The 13,924-nt window shown below is 57.4% G+C and carries 15 protein-coding genes; 10 read left to right on the top strand and 5 right to left on the bottom strand.

Translation table 11 applies throughout. From position 1 onward, the window contains the following. The first annotated feature begins 8 nt into the window (after positions 1 to 8). The gene (locus PGR09_RS19170; protein WP_320483100.1) at positions 9 to 155 is read left to right on the top strand and encodes a hypothetical protein; all 147 of its coding nucleotides are present in this window, start codon (positions 9 to 11) and stop codon (positions 153 to 155) included. A gap of 309 nt (positions 156 to 464) precedes the next feature. Here PGR09_RS19170 and PGR09_RS19165 read toward each other — a convergent pair whose 3' ends face one another. From PGR09_RS19165 to PGR09_RS19150, 4 genes are all read right to left on the bottom strand, one after another. Further along, positions 465 to 836, bottom strand: a complete 372-nt coding sequence (locus PGR09_RS19165) for a plasmid partitioning/stability family protein (RefSeq protein ID WP_047065955.1) — start codon at positions 834 to 836, stop codon at positions 465 to 467. Positions 837 to 845: 9 nt separating this feature from the next. Continuing rightward, positions 846 to 1,802: a plasmid stability protein StbA gene (locus PGR09_RS19160; RefSeq protein ID WP_015368687.1), complete on the bottom strand. Its 957-nt coding sequence runs from the start codon at positions 1,800 to 1,802 to the stop codon at positions 846 to 848. Between the two features lie 274 nt (positions 1,803 to 2,076). Next, positions 2,077 to 3,492 carry a melibiose:sodium transporter MelB gene (melB, locus tag PGR09_RS19155; RefSeq protein WP_430916427.1) on the bottom strand — a complete coding sequence of 472 codons (1,416 nt, stop codon included), beginning with the start codon at positions 3,490 to 3,492 and terminating at the stop codon, positions 2,077 to 2,079. A gap of 92 nt (positions 3,493 to 3,584) precedes the next feature. Beyond that, positions 3,585 to 4,937, bottom strand: coding sequence for an alpha-glucosidase/alpha-galactosidase (locus PGR09_RS19150; RefSeq protein WP_430916426.1), 1,353 nt, complete (start codon positions 4,935 to 4,937; stop codon positions 3,585 to 3,587). Between the two features lie 239 nt (positions 4,938 to 5,176). Here PGR09_RS19150 and melR point away from each other — a divergent pair, with 239 nt between their 5' ends. Next, the gene (gene melR, locus PGR09_RS19145; RefSeq protein ID WP_032715623.1) at positions 5,177 to 6,115 is read left to right on the top strand and encodes a transcriptional regulator MelR; all 939 of its coding nucleotides are present in this window, start codon (positions 5,177 to 5,179) and stop codon (positions 6,113 to 6,115) included. Positions 6,116 to 6,165: 50 nt separating this feature from the next. Here melR and proP read toward each other — a convergent pair whose 3' ends face one another. After that, positions 6,166 to 7,668, bottom strand: coding sequence for a glycine betaine/L-proline transporter ProP (gene proP / locus PGR09_RS19140; protein ID WP_047078509.1), 1,503 nt, complete (start codon positions 7,666 to 7,668; stop codon positions 6,166 to 6,168). Positions 7,669 to 8,202: 534 nt separating this feature from the next. On the opposite strand from proP, the gene PGR09_RS19135 reads away from it, so the two are divergent. The 8 genes from PGR09_RS19135 (at position 8,203) to phnK (ending at position 13,834) form a co-directional block, all read left to right on the top strand. After that, the gene (locus tag PGR09_RS19135; RefSeq protein ID WP_015368693.1) at positions 8,203 to 8,538 is read left to right on the top strand and encodes a zinc ribbon domain-containing protein YjdM; all 336 of its coding nucleotides are present in this window, start codon (positions 8,203 to 8,205) and stop codon (positions 8,536 to 8,538) included. 284 nt (positions 8,539 to 8,822) lie between these two features. Next, positions 8,823 to 9,257, top strand: coding sequence for a VOC family metalloprotein YjdN (yjdN, locus tag PGR09_RS19130; protein WP_045396544.1), 435 nt, complete (start codon positions 8,823 to 8,825; stop codon positions 9,255 to 9,257). Between the two features lie 156 nt (positions 9,258 to 9,413). Next, on the top strand, positions 9,414 to 10,139 hold the full coding sequence (phnF, locus tag PGR09_RS19125; RefSeq protein ID WP_015368695.1) for a phosphonate metabolism transcriptional regulator PhnF: 726 nt from the start codon (positions 9,414 to 9,416) through the stop codon (positions 10,137 to 10,139). Continuing rightward, positions 10,140 to 10,592, top strand: coding sequence for a phosphonate C-P lyase system protein PhnG (gene phnG / locus PGR09_RS19120; protein ID WP_045396504.1), 453 nt, complete (start codon positions 10,140 to 10,142; stop codon positions 10,590 to 10,592). Continuing rightward, the gene (phnH, locus tag PGR09_RS19115; protein WP_015368697.1) at positions 10,589 to 11,173 is read left to right on the top strand and encodes a phosphonate C-P lyase system protein PhnH; all 585 of its coding nucleotides are present in this window, start codon (positions 10,589 to 10,591) and stop codon (positions 11,171 to 11,173) included. The genes phnG and phnH overlap by 4 nt, the downstream gene beginning before the upstream one ends. After that, the gene (locus tag PGR09_RS19110; RefSeq protein WP_430916425.1) at positions 11,174 to 12,238 is read left to right on the top strand and encodes a carbon-phosphorus lyase complex subunit PhnI; all 1,065 of its coding nucleotides are present in this window, start codon (positions 11,174 to 11,176) and stop codon (positions 12,236 to 12,238) included. Then, positions 12,231 to 13,079: an alpha-D-ribose 1-methylphosphonate 5-phosphate C-P-lyase PhnJ gene (locus PGR09_RS19105; RefSeq protein ID WP_015368699.1), complete on the top strand. Its 849-nt coding sequence runs from the start codon at positions 12,231 to 12,233 to the stop codon at positions 13,077 to 13,079. The genes PGR09_RS19110 and PGR09_RS19105 overlap by 8 nt, the downstream gene beginning before the upstream one ends. Next, positions 13,076 to 13,834 carry a phosphonate C-P lyase system protein PhnK gene (gene phnK / locus PGR09_RS19100; RefSeq protein WP_045396510.1) on the top strand — a complete coding sequence of 253 codons (759 nt, stop codon included), beginning with the start codon at positions 13,076 to 13,078 and terminating at the stop codon, positions 13,832 to 13,834. The genes PGR09_RS19105 and phnK overlap by 4 nt, the downstream gene beginning before the upstream one ends. Positions 13,835 to 13,924: the final 90 nt, after the last annotated feature.

The following is a 13,924-nucleotide window of genomic DNA, read 5'->3' as shown; positions in this document are numbered from 1 at the left end:
TGCGCCGGATGGCGGCTACGCCTTATCCGGCCTACGGTCTGTGCGGCCTGCCTTTAATTTATTCACCATGCTGGCTGCAACTGCCGGTGCTGGTGGCCTCAAAATCGCTGAGACGTTCCCGGCTGGCCGGGGCAGCCCGCATGGATGCGGGCTGAGGGCCGTGACTTGCAGGGACGCAGCCTCGGCCCGACCCGAAGCCTGCCGCGATAAGTCGAAGGTACCACGAAGTGGCGATTTTGGCGGCCAGAGCCCGGGAGTACAGAGGGCGGCGGCGACTGGCCGCCCTCTGTGCGCTCCCTGCGCCACGGAAAACATATTGCAGAAAAATTAACCGGGAGCGCAATATCCTCCGGAGCGAAACGAGATAAACGCTTTTCTCAAGCTAAAGGTTGCAAACCGATAACAGTATCTACAAATGGCATTGGGCCCACCCATTGCACTAGAAGCACAAACCGGCAAAGCGCTTAATCCGGCAGCGAACCGGCGAGATTACGCGCGGAGACGCTCTCGCTCACCGGGGCTGGCGGCTCGGGCGCCTTAACCGGCGCAGCCGCTGGCGCGGATGCCGCAGCGGAAGACGCTGGCTGAATCTCAAGAAACGAGGCCAGCATTCTACGCAACGTCTCCGGCGGCGTATCTTCCGCCAGCAGCGCCGCCAGCATTGACGGCAGCCGGCTATCAACTTCACCCAACGCTAACCCCGCCAACAGCGCCGTACGCGACATATCCCCGCGATCGCCGCGATGATGGGCCTCAATTTTCGCGTCCGCAAAGCGCTCGCTGGCGCTGATATCCGGGCGCAGGTAAATCAGAACCTTTCTGCGGTCCAGAGTCATAGACGCTCCTTAACCAATAATTTTCAGACCACGCACGAGGGCGAACTGCGGCTCGTCGGCCACCACAAAGCGATCTTCGCGCAGACCCATGCGTTCGCGAATCGCATCGGCAACCAGCGGCGCGCCGCCGCCAATCACGATGGCGTGCGAATAGCCTTTAAAACTATCAATCGCCGTCAGAACGCGAGTCGTCAGGCGTTCGATGCTATTAGAGATAACCTTTTTCACCTCCGATACCGCATCCGGATCGTTGATGTTATCGGTCAAATACTCTTCGTCGTGGCGGTTGATGATTATCTGGTCAACGTTATAGCTCGAGGTATCGGTATTCGCCCGGGCCAGCGCCAGCTTAACGGCGTCGGTCACCAGCGACACGCCCAGCTTCGGGTCGCCGTAAATGCGCGAAACCGAGGTCATCTGCCCCGCCACCATCGAAATATCCAGCGTGGTGCCGCCGAGGTCGACAATCAGCACCGAATGAGATGGTTTAAGCTCATCGCACAGGCTAATACCCGCCGGAATGGATTCCGGACGCACGGTGACTTTGGTGATATTGAACACCACGCCTTTATTCAGTTTAACCTCGCGCAGCAGGCTCTTTTTCTTACGCTCAATGTTATCAAGACGATATTGCGCATCTTCATCATAAAATTCGGTCAGCGGCAGGGTGACCACAATCTCGACATCCTGCGGTTCCAGACCACTGGTCAGCAGCGCATGATGGACAGCGATGGAGTTCAATGGGCTGTATTGCCAATCAATATTGTTGGTGGGTAACGCATCGGGGGTGATCAGGTCGAAAGAGTACTTTTCATCATCCACGGTGTAGTTAAATGGCTTCCCGGCGCCGAAAGTGGCAGACCAGCCGCGCTTGAAACTATTGGGGCTGATATGGGTGAAAGTTTCGCCATCTTGCTCCCACAGCATTTTGATATTGGTTGAACCATCATCGATAAAAATGCGCATCGCATTGCTCCATCACTGAGACAAATAAGAGAAAATTTAAGACCCAAAAAGAGTAGCAAGAGTTAAAAAGCAGCGCAAGAGCACGAAAAAGAGACAATTCTGAGTTTTATTTGAGAAACAATGGAGATTTCAATTAACCCATTGAGCTCAAAGAGAGAACTATGAGAGACAAATCAGAGAACTTAAGATTTTCATTTCTGTCTGTTTTAAACGCTATTTTTGCGCAAAAAGAGAGCATCCCTCCCCTCTTTCGCCAGCGGTTTTCGCACGCTTTTTACACCTGATTGGGTACCACAATCGGCCGTTCCGGCTCGACGACATTTTCCGGTACCCGACGATATTTATCCAGCAGGTGAATCTGAATACGTCGCAACATATCGCCATTCAGCTTGTAATAACGGAAATAAAGAAACAGCGTCAGGGCAAAAAAGAGCGTCGGCAGCGCAATCATAATCGCCTGCATCCCCAGCAGCGTGTGAGGCGATTGCGCCGTATTCGGCACGTAGCCAATGATACCGAGCACGATGGCGATAAACCAGGCCGCAAACGCCGAACCGGCTTTGACCACCAGCGTCTGCACCGAGTAGGCGATGCTTTCGCAGCGGATATTCATCGTATATTCGCCGTAATCAACGGTATCGGCCACCATAATGACCTGTAGCACCCAGAACAGCGCGGTGCCGATATTCAACAGCACCCCGGCAAGCGAAATCAGCACGATGTTGTAAACGCCGCTCAGCGCCATCAGCAACAGCACGCCGCAGCCCAGCACCGGCATGATAGATGCTCCCGCCCACAGAATGCGCCGCGACAGCCCTTTCACCAGCCGTGGGAACAGGATCAGCGTCAGCAAATTCGCCGCCCCCGCGTAGGACATGTAATACGGGAACATCTCCGCGCTGCCGATAACGTAGGTAAAGTAATAAATCGCGAAGCCGGCGATAATATTCGCCGCCGTGTTATAGGCCAGCGCCATGCCCAACAGGCAGGCCAGCTGATCGTTTTTATAGATGAGCGCCACCATCTGGCGCAGTGAAAGATGGCTGGAATCCTCGCTCACGCCGCTATCCGACGAGTAAACCTCATGGACGTTGCGTAAGGTAACGAGGGTGGAGACCACGAAGAAGACAATCAGCACCAGGGTAAACATCTGGAAACCGAAGCCGCGATCGGCGCCGCCGACGGCGCTGACAAACGGCAGCGTGACGCCGGCGGTCACAAACCCGGCAAGGCTGGCGAAAAAGCGCGGGTAAGGCACCAGTTGTTCACGTTCGCGTTTATCAAGGGTAATGGTCGGCACCAGCGACCAGAACGGCACATCCATGATGGTATAGGTGAAGCCCCACAGCAGGTAGGTCAGCCACACCCACGCCAGTAGCGATCCGCCGCTGAAGTGATGGGCGCTGAACAGCATATACAGCACCACCGAGTTGGTGATAGTCCCGATCAGGATCCACGGCTTGAACTTCCCCCATCGCGATCGCGTGCAGTTGACGATCCATCCCATGATCGGATCGGCTATCGCATCGAGGATCCTCGCCACCAGGAACAAGGTGCCAACCACCCCAACCGATAAGCCAACAATATCGGTGTAGTAATACATCAGATACATGTAAACGATACCGATAGCGAAATCTTTACCAAAGGCACCAAATCCGTAGCTGAGCTTTGTTGTCATTGAAATACTCATAGGGTACAGGTCGCTGTCGCCAGCGCCTCCTTTAGCGTTTGATAGAGCATGGCAGGCGCCGCCGGGCCAGATCCCCCGGCGGCATGAGAAAATTAACGGTGCAGCCAGGCCGGCAGCCAGTCGCCGTGGCTGGCGATCAGATCGTCCACCAGCGCGTAGATCTCTTCGATCCCCAGCACCGCGGCGGTGTGCGGATCCATCATCGTGGCGTAATAAACGTAATCGCGATTTTCCGTCAGGATGGCCTCCGTTAGCAGCGTCTGCACGTTGATGTTGGTCTGCATCAGCGCCGCCAGATGCGCCGGTAGCACGCCGATTTTCGTCGGCTGGATACCGTTAGCGTCCACCAGACAAGGGACTTCGACGCAACAGCCCTGCGGCAGATTGTCGATGAGATCATCGTTGCGTACGTTGCCATACACGACGCTCGGCTCGCCGGTCCAGATAGCGTTCATGATGGTGCTGGCATACTCGCGTGAAGGTTTAACCTCGATACACTCGCCGCTCTTATAGCTCTCCAGCTCTTTATGCCAGTTGGCCAGCTGCTCGACGCAGCGTTTAGGGTACTCATCCAGCGGCACTTTATAACGGGCGATAAGATCGTCGCGCCCCGGCTTGATAAACCATGGCGTGTATTCGGCGAAATGCTCCGACGATTCGGTGACAAAGTAGCCCAGCTTTTTGAACATCTCATAGCGGACAATGTTTTCGCAGCGCGGATTGCCATGCAGGTTCGGCTTCGGCGCCCGCCCTTCGGCGTAGGCCTGCAGCAGGTCGGGGTAGATACTGACGTAGCTGCCGTCCGCGAGCTTTTTCTCCAGCGACAGATAGAACGCCATATGGTTAATGCCCGCGCAGCGGTAACGTAAATCCGCCGGGTCGAGGTTAAGGTCGCGCGCCAGCTCTTCCGCTGTGCCTTGCACCGAATGGCACAGACCCACCTGCTTGATATGCGGGTAGCGGGCGTACATCGCCCAGGTGTTCATCGCCATCGGATTAACGTAGTTAAGCATGGTGGCGTCCGGGCAGACCTCGCTCATATCGTCGCAGATAGCCCACAGGTGCGGGATGGTGCGCAGCGCGCGCATAATGCCTCCCGGCCCCAGCGTATCGGCAATGGTCTGCTCAAGCCCGTGGCGTTTACACACTGCAAAATCGGTGACGGTACAGGGCTCATAGCCGCCAATCTGGAAGGCGACGACGACAAAATCGGCGTCCCGCAAGGCGGTTTTACGATCGCGATGGCAGCTAATTTCGCCATTCGCGCCGACGGAATCCATCAGCTTTCGCACCACGGTATGCGACTCTTCCAGCCGGGTTTCATCGATATCCATCAGCGCGATATGCGCCGATTTCAGCGCCGGGCGCTGGAACACATCACCGAGTATATTTTTAACAAACACCGTCGAACCGGCGCCGATAAAGGTAATTTTGGGGGCAGACATCGCGCTCTCTCCATCAGGTCATTGAACACTTTCAGAGTGGCATGCCGCTCTCCGCTGCGCTGCCCCGTTCCCGCCGGAGCATTCCCGGAAACTCAGATCGGCCATTGAACGCCACAAAATCTGAGTTTTTGGGAATAGATCGGCTTAAAAGGAGAGAAAACGGGCCGATGATTCCGCTAAGCTGTAATCAGTTCAGGCTAAAAACGCAGCCACTCTGACGATCCAGGAATCCGCCCATGATGGAACACCGCTTCACTTCCCTGCCCCCCGACCCGCACATGTGCAGCAGCGATGAAAAGCAGAGCCGCAGCCCGCTGGCGCTCTATTCCGAGTATCAGCGCATGGATATCGAACTGCGCCCGCCGCACGCCATGGCCACCAGCCACTGGCACGGCCAGGTAGAGGTCAACGTGCCGTTCGACGGCGACGTGGAGTATTTGATTAACAATGAAGTGGTGCGCATTGAGAAAGGCTATATCACCCTGTTTTGGGCCTGTACGCCGCATCAACTGACCCGCCCGGGCGACTGCCAGCAGATGGCGATATTCAACCTGCCGATGCATCTGTTTCTGTCGTGGCCGCTGGATCGCGAACTGATAAATCACGTCACCCACGGGATGGTGATTAAATCTCTCGCCGCCCAGCAGTTAAGCGCTTTTGAAGTACGGCGTTGGCAGCAGGAGTTGAATCACGAGAATGAACAGATTCGCCAGTTGGCGATCGATGAAATCGCCCTGATGCTCAAGCGGCTGAGCCTCGCCGGCTGGCAGCCGATTCTGGTCAACAAAACCTCGCGCACGCACAAGAACAGCGTCTCGCGCCACGCGCAATTTTACGTTAGCCAGATGCTGGAATTTATCGCCGCCCATTATGACCAGGCGCTGACCGTCGATGCCGTCGCCGAGCACGTTAAACTTAACCCAAACTACGCGATGGGCGTTTTTCAGCGGGTGATGCAGCAGACCATGAAGCAGTACATTACCGCCATGCGCATCAATCACGTGCGCGCGCTGCTAAGCGATACCGATAAGACCATCCTTGATATCGCCCTCACCGCCGGGTTCCGTTCCAGCAGCCGCTTCTACAGCACCTTTACCCGCTACGTCGGCATGCCGCCGCAGCAGTACCGTAAATTGAGCCAACAGCGCCGCCACAGCCTCGCGTCGCCGCAGCCATAAAAAATGCCGCCGGGGTCTCCCCAGGCGGCATCGTGAACAGTGAAAAACGGTTAGTCGTTGATACGCGGATGCTGCTGTACCAGACGGGCGCGTTTTTCCTGCAGGTCGGCGATTTCCTGATCGATATCTTCGATTTTATGCTCGATGTTATCGTAGTGCTCGCCCAGAATTTCTTTCGCTTCCTGGATATCGGACGCCGCCGGCGTCGCCCCTTTCAGCGGACGGTTAGCGGTCTCTTTCATCGACAGGCCGGTAATCAGGCCAATCACCGCAATCACCATCAGATAGTAAGCCGGCATCATCAGGTTCTGGGTGGTTTCCACCAGCCATGCCGCCAGCGTCGGCGTCAGACCGGCGATCAGCACCGAGATGTTAAAGGCGCTGGCCAGAGCGCTGAAGCGGATGTGGGTCGGGAACATCGCCGGCAGCGATGAGGCCATCACGCCGATAAAGCAGTTCAGCACCACCGCCAGCAGCAGCAGACCGGCGAAGATCAGGCCGATCACGTTACTGTTAATCATGATAAAGGCCGGGATAGACAGCGTGAACAGCGCGACGCTACCCACCAGGATAAACGGACGGCGGCCAAAACGGTCGCTCAGCATGCCGATAACCGGCTGGACAAACAGCATGCCGACCATGATGGCGATAATAATCAGTACGCCGTGATCTTCCGAGTAGTGCAGGTTATGCGACAGGTAGCTCGGCATGTAGGTCAACAGCATGTAATAGGTCACGTTGGTGGAAATCACCAGACCAATACAGGTCAGCAGGCTGCGCCAGTGTTTGGTGGCAATCTCTTTAAAGGAGACCTTCGGACCTTCCTGCAGACCTTCGCGGTCGCCCTGTTCAAGGGTATCCACGTGCTGCTGGAACGCCGGCGTCTCTTCCAGCGCGTGACGCAGGTACAAGCCGATAATCCCTAGCGGCAGCGCCAGGAAGAACGGGATACGCCAGCCCCAGTCGAGGAAGTTATCTTCACCCACGACGCTGGAAATCAGTACCACCACGCCTGCGCCCATTACGAAGCCGGCAATCGAACCGAAGTCCAGCCAGCTGCCCATAAACCCGCGTTTACGGTCAGGCGAGTATTCGGCTACGAAGATCGACGCCCCGGTATATTCGCCGCCCACCGAGAAGCCCTGCGCCATTTTACACAGCAGCAGCAGAATCGGCGCCCAGATACCAATGGTGGCATACGACGGAATAAGACCGATACAGAATGTACTTATCGACATAATAACGATGGTGATCGCTAAGATTTTTTGTCGACCGTATTTATCGCCGAGCATCCCGAAGAACAGGCCGCCGAGCGGACGAATCAAGAAGGGAACCGAGAAAGTACCGAGCGCGGCAATCATCTGCACGCTGGGATCGGCATCGGGGAAGAAGACTTTACCAAGGGCATAAGCCACAAAACCATACACACCGAAATCGAACCACTCCATCGCATTACCGAGCGAGGCCGCGGTGATGGCTTTTCGCAACTTACCATCATCGATGATGGTGACATCCCTAAGCGTAATCGGCTTTATTTTTTTCCTTTTAAGCATACTTTTCCTCTGTGCTATCGCCTTGAGCGCACGACTCCTCGCCAAATGACGAGGTCATTCGCGACGTACGTTGGGAGCGGCGAAGTGCTGTGCTCCACATTTCAAGCGTAGCAGGTTTGCCTGCACTGTCTTTCTGACAGAGTGTACAACCGAACCTGTTGACGCCTGCTCTGGCCTTAAATTAATAATTCACTTACCAAATAAGCAGTGACGAATTTACTTACATCCCTTTTTACCCTACCAGCGTTTAAATTTGGGATCAACTTCACGAAAAATTCGCCCAGCTTAATTACAGAGCCAAATAAAATGAATAAGTTCAATCTCTGTTTCGCCGCCGATGTTTATTTATGGACTTTATTAACGTCTGTTTTTCAGCATATTCTCCGTAAAGCCAAAATAATTACCCTGCGTTATTTCCTGGAAAAAATACCCGACAAAAGTGCGGGATTGCGCTATAATCAGCCGCACTTTCGGCTCACAGCCGCTGTTTAACGGACCAACGTCCTGTTTTTCCCAGTAATCACGAGGAACGCCATGCAACTTCCACACTGCCCAAAATGCCATTCTGAATACACATATGAAGATAACGGCATGTACATCTGCCCGGAATGCGCCCACGAGTGGAACAATGCCGAGCCGGCCGATGACGCCGACGCGCTGATCGTAAAAGACGCTAACGGCAACTTACTTGCCGATGGCGACAGCGTGACCGTGGTGAAAGATCTGAAGGTAAAAGGCAGCTCTTCCATGCTGAAAATCGGCACCAAAGTGAAGAATATCCGTCTGGTCGAAGGCGATCACAACATTGACTGCAAAATTGACGGTTTTGGCCCGATGAAGCTGAAATCTGAATTCGTCAAAAAGAACTAATTAAATTTTTTCACGCCAGCGCTATTATTTTTCCGGCGCTGGCGGCAACCTTGTCGGCGCGTCCGAATATCAGCGGCGGAACGTCGCCAAATTATATCGCTCATTTCGCCAAAATTATTCCCGGAACCTTCCAGCCAAACCGCGCGATCAATTCTCATTTCGTCTCTGCCTTCCCGCCACGCGGCGACGCATTTTCAGAAAAATTCACCCCGCTTTGCCGCCTGGCTTCTTTTGCCCGTCACCAACTACGCTTTATGGGTCATTGGTTATCTGAGGTCATGGTTATGTCCCTGAGTCCTTACATTGCTTTTAGCGGCAACTGCGCTGCCGCCATCGCCTTCTATCAGCAGGCGCTGGGGGCGCAGCTTATCCACCAAATCACCTACGGCGAAATGCCGCAGAGCGCCCAGGATGCCGACGATGGCTGCGCCTCCGGGCAGCATCTTGCCGCCGACTGCATCGCCCACGCCAGTCTGCAGGTCGCCGACAGTATTCTGATGCTGAGCGATAGCCCCAGTAGCGACATGGAACATTACGCGGGATTCGTCCTCGTGCTGGAGCCGAAAGATATTGCTGAAGGCAAACACTGGTTTGAGGCGCTGGCCGATGGCGGGCGCATCGAAATGGCGTGGCAGGAGACCTTCTGGGCCCACGGTTTCGGCAAAGTCGTCGATCGCTTCGGCGTGCCGTGGATGGTTAACGTCGTCAAACAACCCTAATCTTCTCTCCAGGGCGGCTTCTCCGCCCTGTCATCTCACCGGCATTAACTCTTCATCCTGCGGTCATCGTGACTTAACAGGAATGTAACAAAAACGCGTCAGTATCGGCCCACGCTCAACGGGGATCCCCAAGGTGCTTAGTGAGGCTCGATAACCATGTACTTATCCAGACATCCGACCAGTTACCCCACCCGGTATCAGGAAATTGCCGCCAGGCTTGAACAGGAGCTGCGCCATCACTATCGCTGCGGCGATTATTTGCCTGCGGAACAGCAGTTGGCGGCGCGCTTTGAAGTCAACCGCCACACCCTACGTCGCGCCATCGATCAACTGGTGGAACGCGGCTGGGTCCAGCGCCGCCAGGGCGTCGGCGTGCTGGTACTGATGCGCCCCATCGACTACCCGCTCAACGCCCAGGCACGCTTCAGCCAAAACCTGCTGGAACAAGGCAGCCACCCGACCAGCGAGAAACTGCTGTCGGTGCTGCGCCCGGCCAGCAGCCATGTAGCCGAAGCCTTTGGCATTGCCGAAGGCGAAACCGTCATTCATCTGCGCACCCTGCGCCGGGTCAACGGCGTGGCGTTGTGTTTGATTGACCACTACTTCGCCGACCTGCGCTTCTGGCCGGTGCTGCAAACCTTCACCCACGGTTCGCTACACGACCTGCTGCGCGACCAGCTCGCTATCGAACTGACCCGCGTACGCACCAAAATCAGCGCCCGCCGCGCGCAGGCGAAAGAGAGCAAGCTGCTGGAAATCCCCAATATGGCGCCACTGCTGTGCGTACGCACGCTCAATAGCCGCGAGGGCGAGACAGTCACGACGGAGTACTCCGTTAGCCTGACCCGCGCCGACATGATTGAATTCACCATGGAGCACTGAATGCACTTCGATACCGCCACCCGCCAGCGTTGGATGTCCGTGCTGGCCCACAGTGAACCGCAGGACCTTCTGGCGCGCATGCAATCGCTGCGGCTGGCGCCAGAGTATGAATTAATTCGCGCCCCGGAAACCGGGCTGGTACAGCTCCAGGCGCGTATGGGCGGCATCGGCGATCGTTTCTTTGCCGGTGACGCCACCCTGACCCGCGCCGCCGTACGCCTGGCCGATGGCACCCTCGGCTACAGCTGGATTTTAGGCCGCAATCGCCCACACGCCGAGCGCTGCGCGGCGATCGACGGCCTGCTGCAATCGCCTCACTATTTTCACACCTTAATGGAAACCCTCATTACCCCGCTGGAAGCACAACGCAGCGCGCGCCTCGATGCTCGTCGCGCCGAAGTCAACGCCAGCCGGGTCGACTTCTTTACTCTGGTTCGCGGAGATAACGCATGACATTACAAACCGCCTTTACCCTACCGGTGCAGGATGCCCAACACAGTTTCCGCCGCCTGCTGAAAGCAATGAGCGAGCCGGGAGTGATTGTCTCTCTGCAGCAGCTTCAGCACGGCTGGCAGCCATTGAATATCGCCTCCACCAGCTTGCTGCTGACCCTGGCCGATCACGACACCCCGGTATGGATGGCCGCCGCGCTGCATAACGATCTGGTCAGCCAAAATCTGCGCTTCCATACCGGCGCGACGCTGGTGGAACAGCCGCAGCAGGCGGTATTTGCCGTCGCCTGCGACACCATCAGCGCCGAACAGCTTAATGTCCTTTCCGCCGGTACCGTGGCGGCGCCGGAAACCGGCGTCACGCTGATTGTTCAACTAGCCAGCCTGAGCGGCGGACGCATGCTGCGCCTGACCGGCGCGGGCATTGCCGAGGAGCGAATGATCGCCCCACAGCTGCCGGACTGCATCATCGACGAATTAACCGAACGCCCGCACCCGTTCCCGCTGGGCATTGACCTGATCCTGACCTGCGGCGAGCGCCTGCTGGCTATCCCGCGTACCACCCACGTGGAGGTGTGCTAAATGTATGTTGCCGTCAAAGGCGGCGAGAAGGCGATTAGCGCCGCTCACGCCTTGCAAGAGCAGAAACGACGGGGCGATGGACGGCTTCCCGAACTGAGCGTTGACCAGATAAGCGAACAGCTCAGCCTGGCGGTGGACCGGGTGATGACCGAAGGCGGAATCGCCGACCGCGAACTGGCGGCGCTGGCGCTGAAGCAGGCCAGCGGCGATAACGTCGAAGCCATTTTCCTGCTGCGCGCCTACCGCACCACCCTGCCGCGGCTGGCGGTCAGCGAACCGGTTGATACCGCCGGTATGCGCCTCGAGCGCCGCATCTCCGCGGTGTACAAAGATATCCCAGGCGGCCAGCTGCTGGGCCCCACTTACGACTATACCCACCGCCTGCTCGATTTTACCCTGCTGGCCAACGGCGAACCGCCATCGGTGCAGAAAGCCGGTAGCGAAACGCCGCCGACGCCGCACGTCTTCAACCTGCTGGCGCAACAGGGGCTGGCCAAAGCGGAAGCGGACTGCGGCGCGCCGCCTGACGATATCACCCGCACCCCGCCGGTCTATCCCTGCTCGCGCTCCTCGCGGCTGCAGCAGCTGGTACGCGGCGATGAAGGCTATCTGCTGGCGCTGGCCTACTCGACCCAGCGCGGCTATGGCCGCAATCACCCGTTTGCCGGCGAGATCCGCAGCGGCTACGTGCAGGTGGAAATCGTGCCGGAAGAGCTGGGTTTTAGCGTCAATATTGGCGAGCTGCTGCTGACCGAATGCGAAATGGTCAACGGCTTTGTCGATCCAGAGAATGAGCCGCCGCACTTCACCCGCGGCTACGGCCTGACGTTTGGCATGAGCGAGCGTAAAGCGATGGCCATGGCGCTGGTCGACCGCGCCCTTCAGGCGCCGGAATACGGCGAAGAGATAAGCGGACCGGCCCAGGACGAAGAGTTCGTGCTGGCGCACGCCGATAACGTTGAAGCCGCCGGTTTCGTCTCGCATCTGAAACTGCCGCACTATGTCGATTTCCAGGCCGAACTGGCGCTGTTGAAACGCCTGCAACGGGAGAACGAACATGGCTAACCCACTGACTGGCTATAACTTTGCTTATCTTGATGAGCAAACCAAGCGCATGATCCGCCGGGCGATACTGAAAGCGGTGGCCATTCCCGGCTATCAGGTGCCCTTCGGCGGCCGCGAAATGCCGATGCCCTATGGTTGGGGTACCGGCGGGATCCAACTGACCGCCAGCGTTATCGGCGAGAACGACGTACTGAAGGTCATCGATCAGGGCGCCGATGACACCACCAACGCGGTGTCGATCCGCCAGTTCTTTAAACGCGTAACCGGCGTCGCCACCACCGAACGCACCGAAGACGCCACCCTGATCCAGACCCGCCACCGGATCCCGGAAACGCCGCTGGTGGAAGATCAGATCCTGATCTATCAGGTGCCGATCCCGGAGCCGCTGCGCTTTATCGAACCGCGTGAAACCGAAACCCGCACCATGCACGCGCTGGAAGAGTACGGCGTAATGCAGGTGAAGCTGTATGAGGATATCGCCCGCTTCGGCCACATCGCCACCACCTACGCCTATCCGGTGAAGGTGAACGGCCGCTACGTGATGGACCCTTCGCCGATCCCGAAATTCGATAACCCCAAAATGCACATGATGCCGGCGCTGCAGCTGTTCGGCGCCGGGCGCGAAAAGCGTATCTACGCGGTGCCGCCCTATACCGCAGTCGAAAGCCTCGATTTCGACGATCATCCGTTTAGCGTGCAGGAGTGGGATGAACCCTGCGCCATTTGCGGTTCGCGTCACAGCTATCTTGACGAAGTGGTGCTGGATGACAGCGGCCAGCGGATGTTTGTCTGCTCCGATACCGATTATTGCCGCCAACAGAGCGAGGCGCAGAAAAAATGAGCCAGCCGTTACTTGCAGTCAATCACCTGACCCATCTCTATGCGCCGGGCAAAGGTTTTAGCGATGTCTCTTTCGAGCTGTGGCCGGGCGAAGTGCTCGGTATCGTCGGCGAATCCGGCTCCGGTAAAACCACGCTGCTGAAAGCGATTTCCGCTCGTCTGGCGCCGCAACAGGGTGAAGTGCGGTATCAACAGCGCTCGCTGTACGCCATGAGCGAAGCCGAACGCCGCCGCCTGCTACGCACCGAATGGGGCGTTGTGCATCAGCACCCGATGGACGGCCTGCGTCGCCAGGTCTCGGCGGGCGGCAACATCGGCGAACGGCTGATGGCGACCGGCGCCCGCCACTACGGCGACATTCGCGCCACCGCCGAACGCTGGCTGCAGGAGGTGGAGATCCCGCCTTCCCGCATCGACGACCTGCCGACCACCTTTTCCGGCGGTATGCAGCAGCGCTTGCAAATCGCCCGCAATCTCGTGACGCAGCCGAAACTGGTGTTTATGGATGAACCCACCGGCGGGCTGGACGTCTCGGTACAGGCGCGCCTGCTCGATCTCCTGCGCGGGCTGGTGGTGGAGCTGGGTCTGGCGGTGGTGATCGTCACCCACGATCTCGGCGTCGCTCGCCTGCTGGCGAACCGTCTGCTGGTGATGAAACAAGGACAGGTGGTGGAAAGTGGCTTAACCGACCGGGTGCTCGACGATCCGCACCATCCTTACACCCAGCTGCTGGTGTCGTCGGTGTTGCAGAATTGATGCTGTTTTGCCGGATGGCGGCTGCGCCTTATCCGGCCTACAGGTGCGTTATTCGTAGGCCGGGTAAGCGAAGCGCCACCCGGCACTCCA

The organism is Klebsiella sp. 141251, assembly GCF_050600725.1.
Lineage (GTDB): Bacteria > Pseudomonadota > Gammaproteobacteria > Enterobacterales > Enterobacteriaceae > Klebsiella > Klebsiella aerogenes.
Note: the sequence above shows the minus strand (reverse complement) of the source record. Positions and strands in the feature narration are given on the sequence as shown.

What these genes read in the sequence shown, in the direction of transcription:
- PGR09_RS19170 (WP_320483100.1), top strand. Translation starts at nt 9, where the DNA reads ATGGCGGCTACGCCTTATCCGGCCTACGGTCTGTGCGGCCTGCCTTTA.
- PGR09_RS19165 (WP_047065955.1), bottom strand. Translation starts at nt 836, where the DNA reads ATGACTCTGGACCGCAGAAAGGTTCTGATTTACCTGCGCCCGGATATC.
- PGR09_RS19160 (WP_015368687.1), bottom strand. Translation starts at nt 1,802, where the DNA reads ATGCGCATTTTTATCGATGATGGTTCAACCAATATCAAAATGCTGTGG.
- melB (WP_430916427.1), bottom strand. Translation starts at nt 3,492, where the DNA reads ATGAGTATTTCAATGACAACAAAGCTCAGCTACGGATTTGGTGCCTTT.
- PGR09_RS19150 (WP_430916426.1), bottom strand. Translation starts at nt 4,937, where the DNA reads ATGTCTGCCCCCAAAATTACCTTTATCGGCGCCGGTTCGACGGTGTTT.
- melR (WP_032715623.1), top strand. Translation starts at nt 5,177, where the DNA reads ATGGAACACCGCTTCACTTCCCTGCCCCCCGACCCGCACATGTGCAGC.
- proP (WP_047078509.1), bottom strand. Translation starts at nt 7,668, where the DNA reads ATGCTTAAAAGGAAAAAAATAAAGCCGATTACGCTTAGGGATGTCACC.
- PGR09_RS19135 (WP_015368693.1), top strand. Translation starts at nt 8,203, where the DNA reads ATGCAACTTCCACACTGCCCAAAATGCCATTCTGAATACACATATGAA.
- yjdN (WP_045396544.1), top strand. Translation starts at nt 8,823, where the DNA reads ATGTCCCTGAGTCCTTACATTGCTTTTAGCGGCAACTGCGCTGCCGCC.
- phnF (WP_015368695.1), top strand. Translation starts at nt 9,414, where the DNA reads ATGTACTTATCCAGACATCCGACCAGTTACCCCACCCGGTATCAGGAA.
- phnG (WP_045396504.1), top strand. Translation starts at nt 10,140, where the DNA reads ATGCACTTCGATACCGCCACCCGCCAGCGTTGGATGTCCGTGCTGGCC.
- phnH (WP_015368697.1), top strand. Translation starts at nt 10,589, where the DNA reads ATGACATTACAAACCGCCTTTACCCTACCGGTGCAGGATGCCCAACAC.
- PGR09_RS19110 (WP_430916425.1), top strand. Translation starts at nt 11,174, where the DNA reads ATGTATGTTGCCGTCAAAGGCGGCGAGAAGGCGATTAGCGCCGCTCAC.
- PGR09_RS19105 (WP_015368699.1), top strand. Translation starts at nt 12,231, where the DNA reads ATGGCTAACCCACTGACTGGCTATAACTTTGCTTATCTTGATGAGCAA.
- phnK (WP_045396510.1), top strand. Translation starts at nt 13,076, where the DNA reads ATGAGCCAGCCGTTACTTGCAGTCAATCACCTGACCCATCTCTATGCG.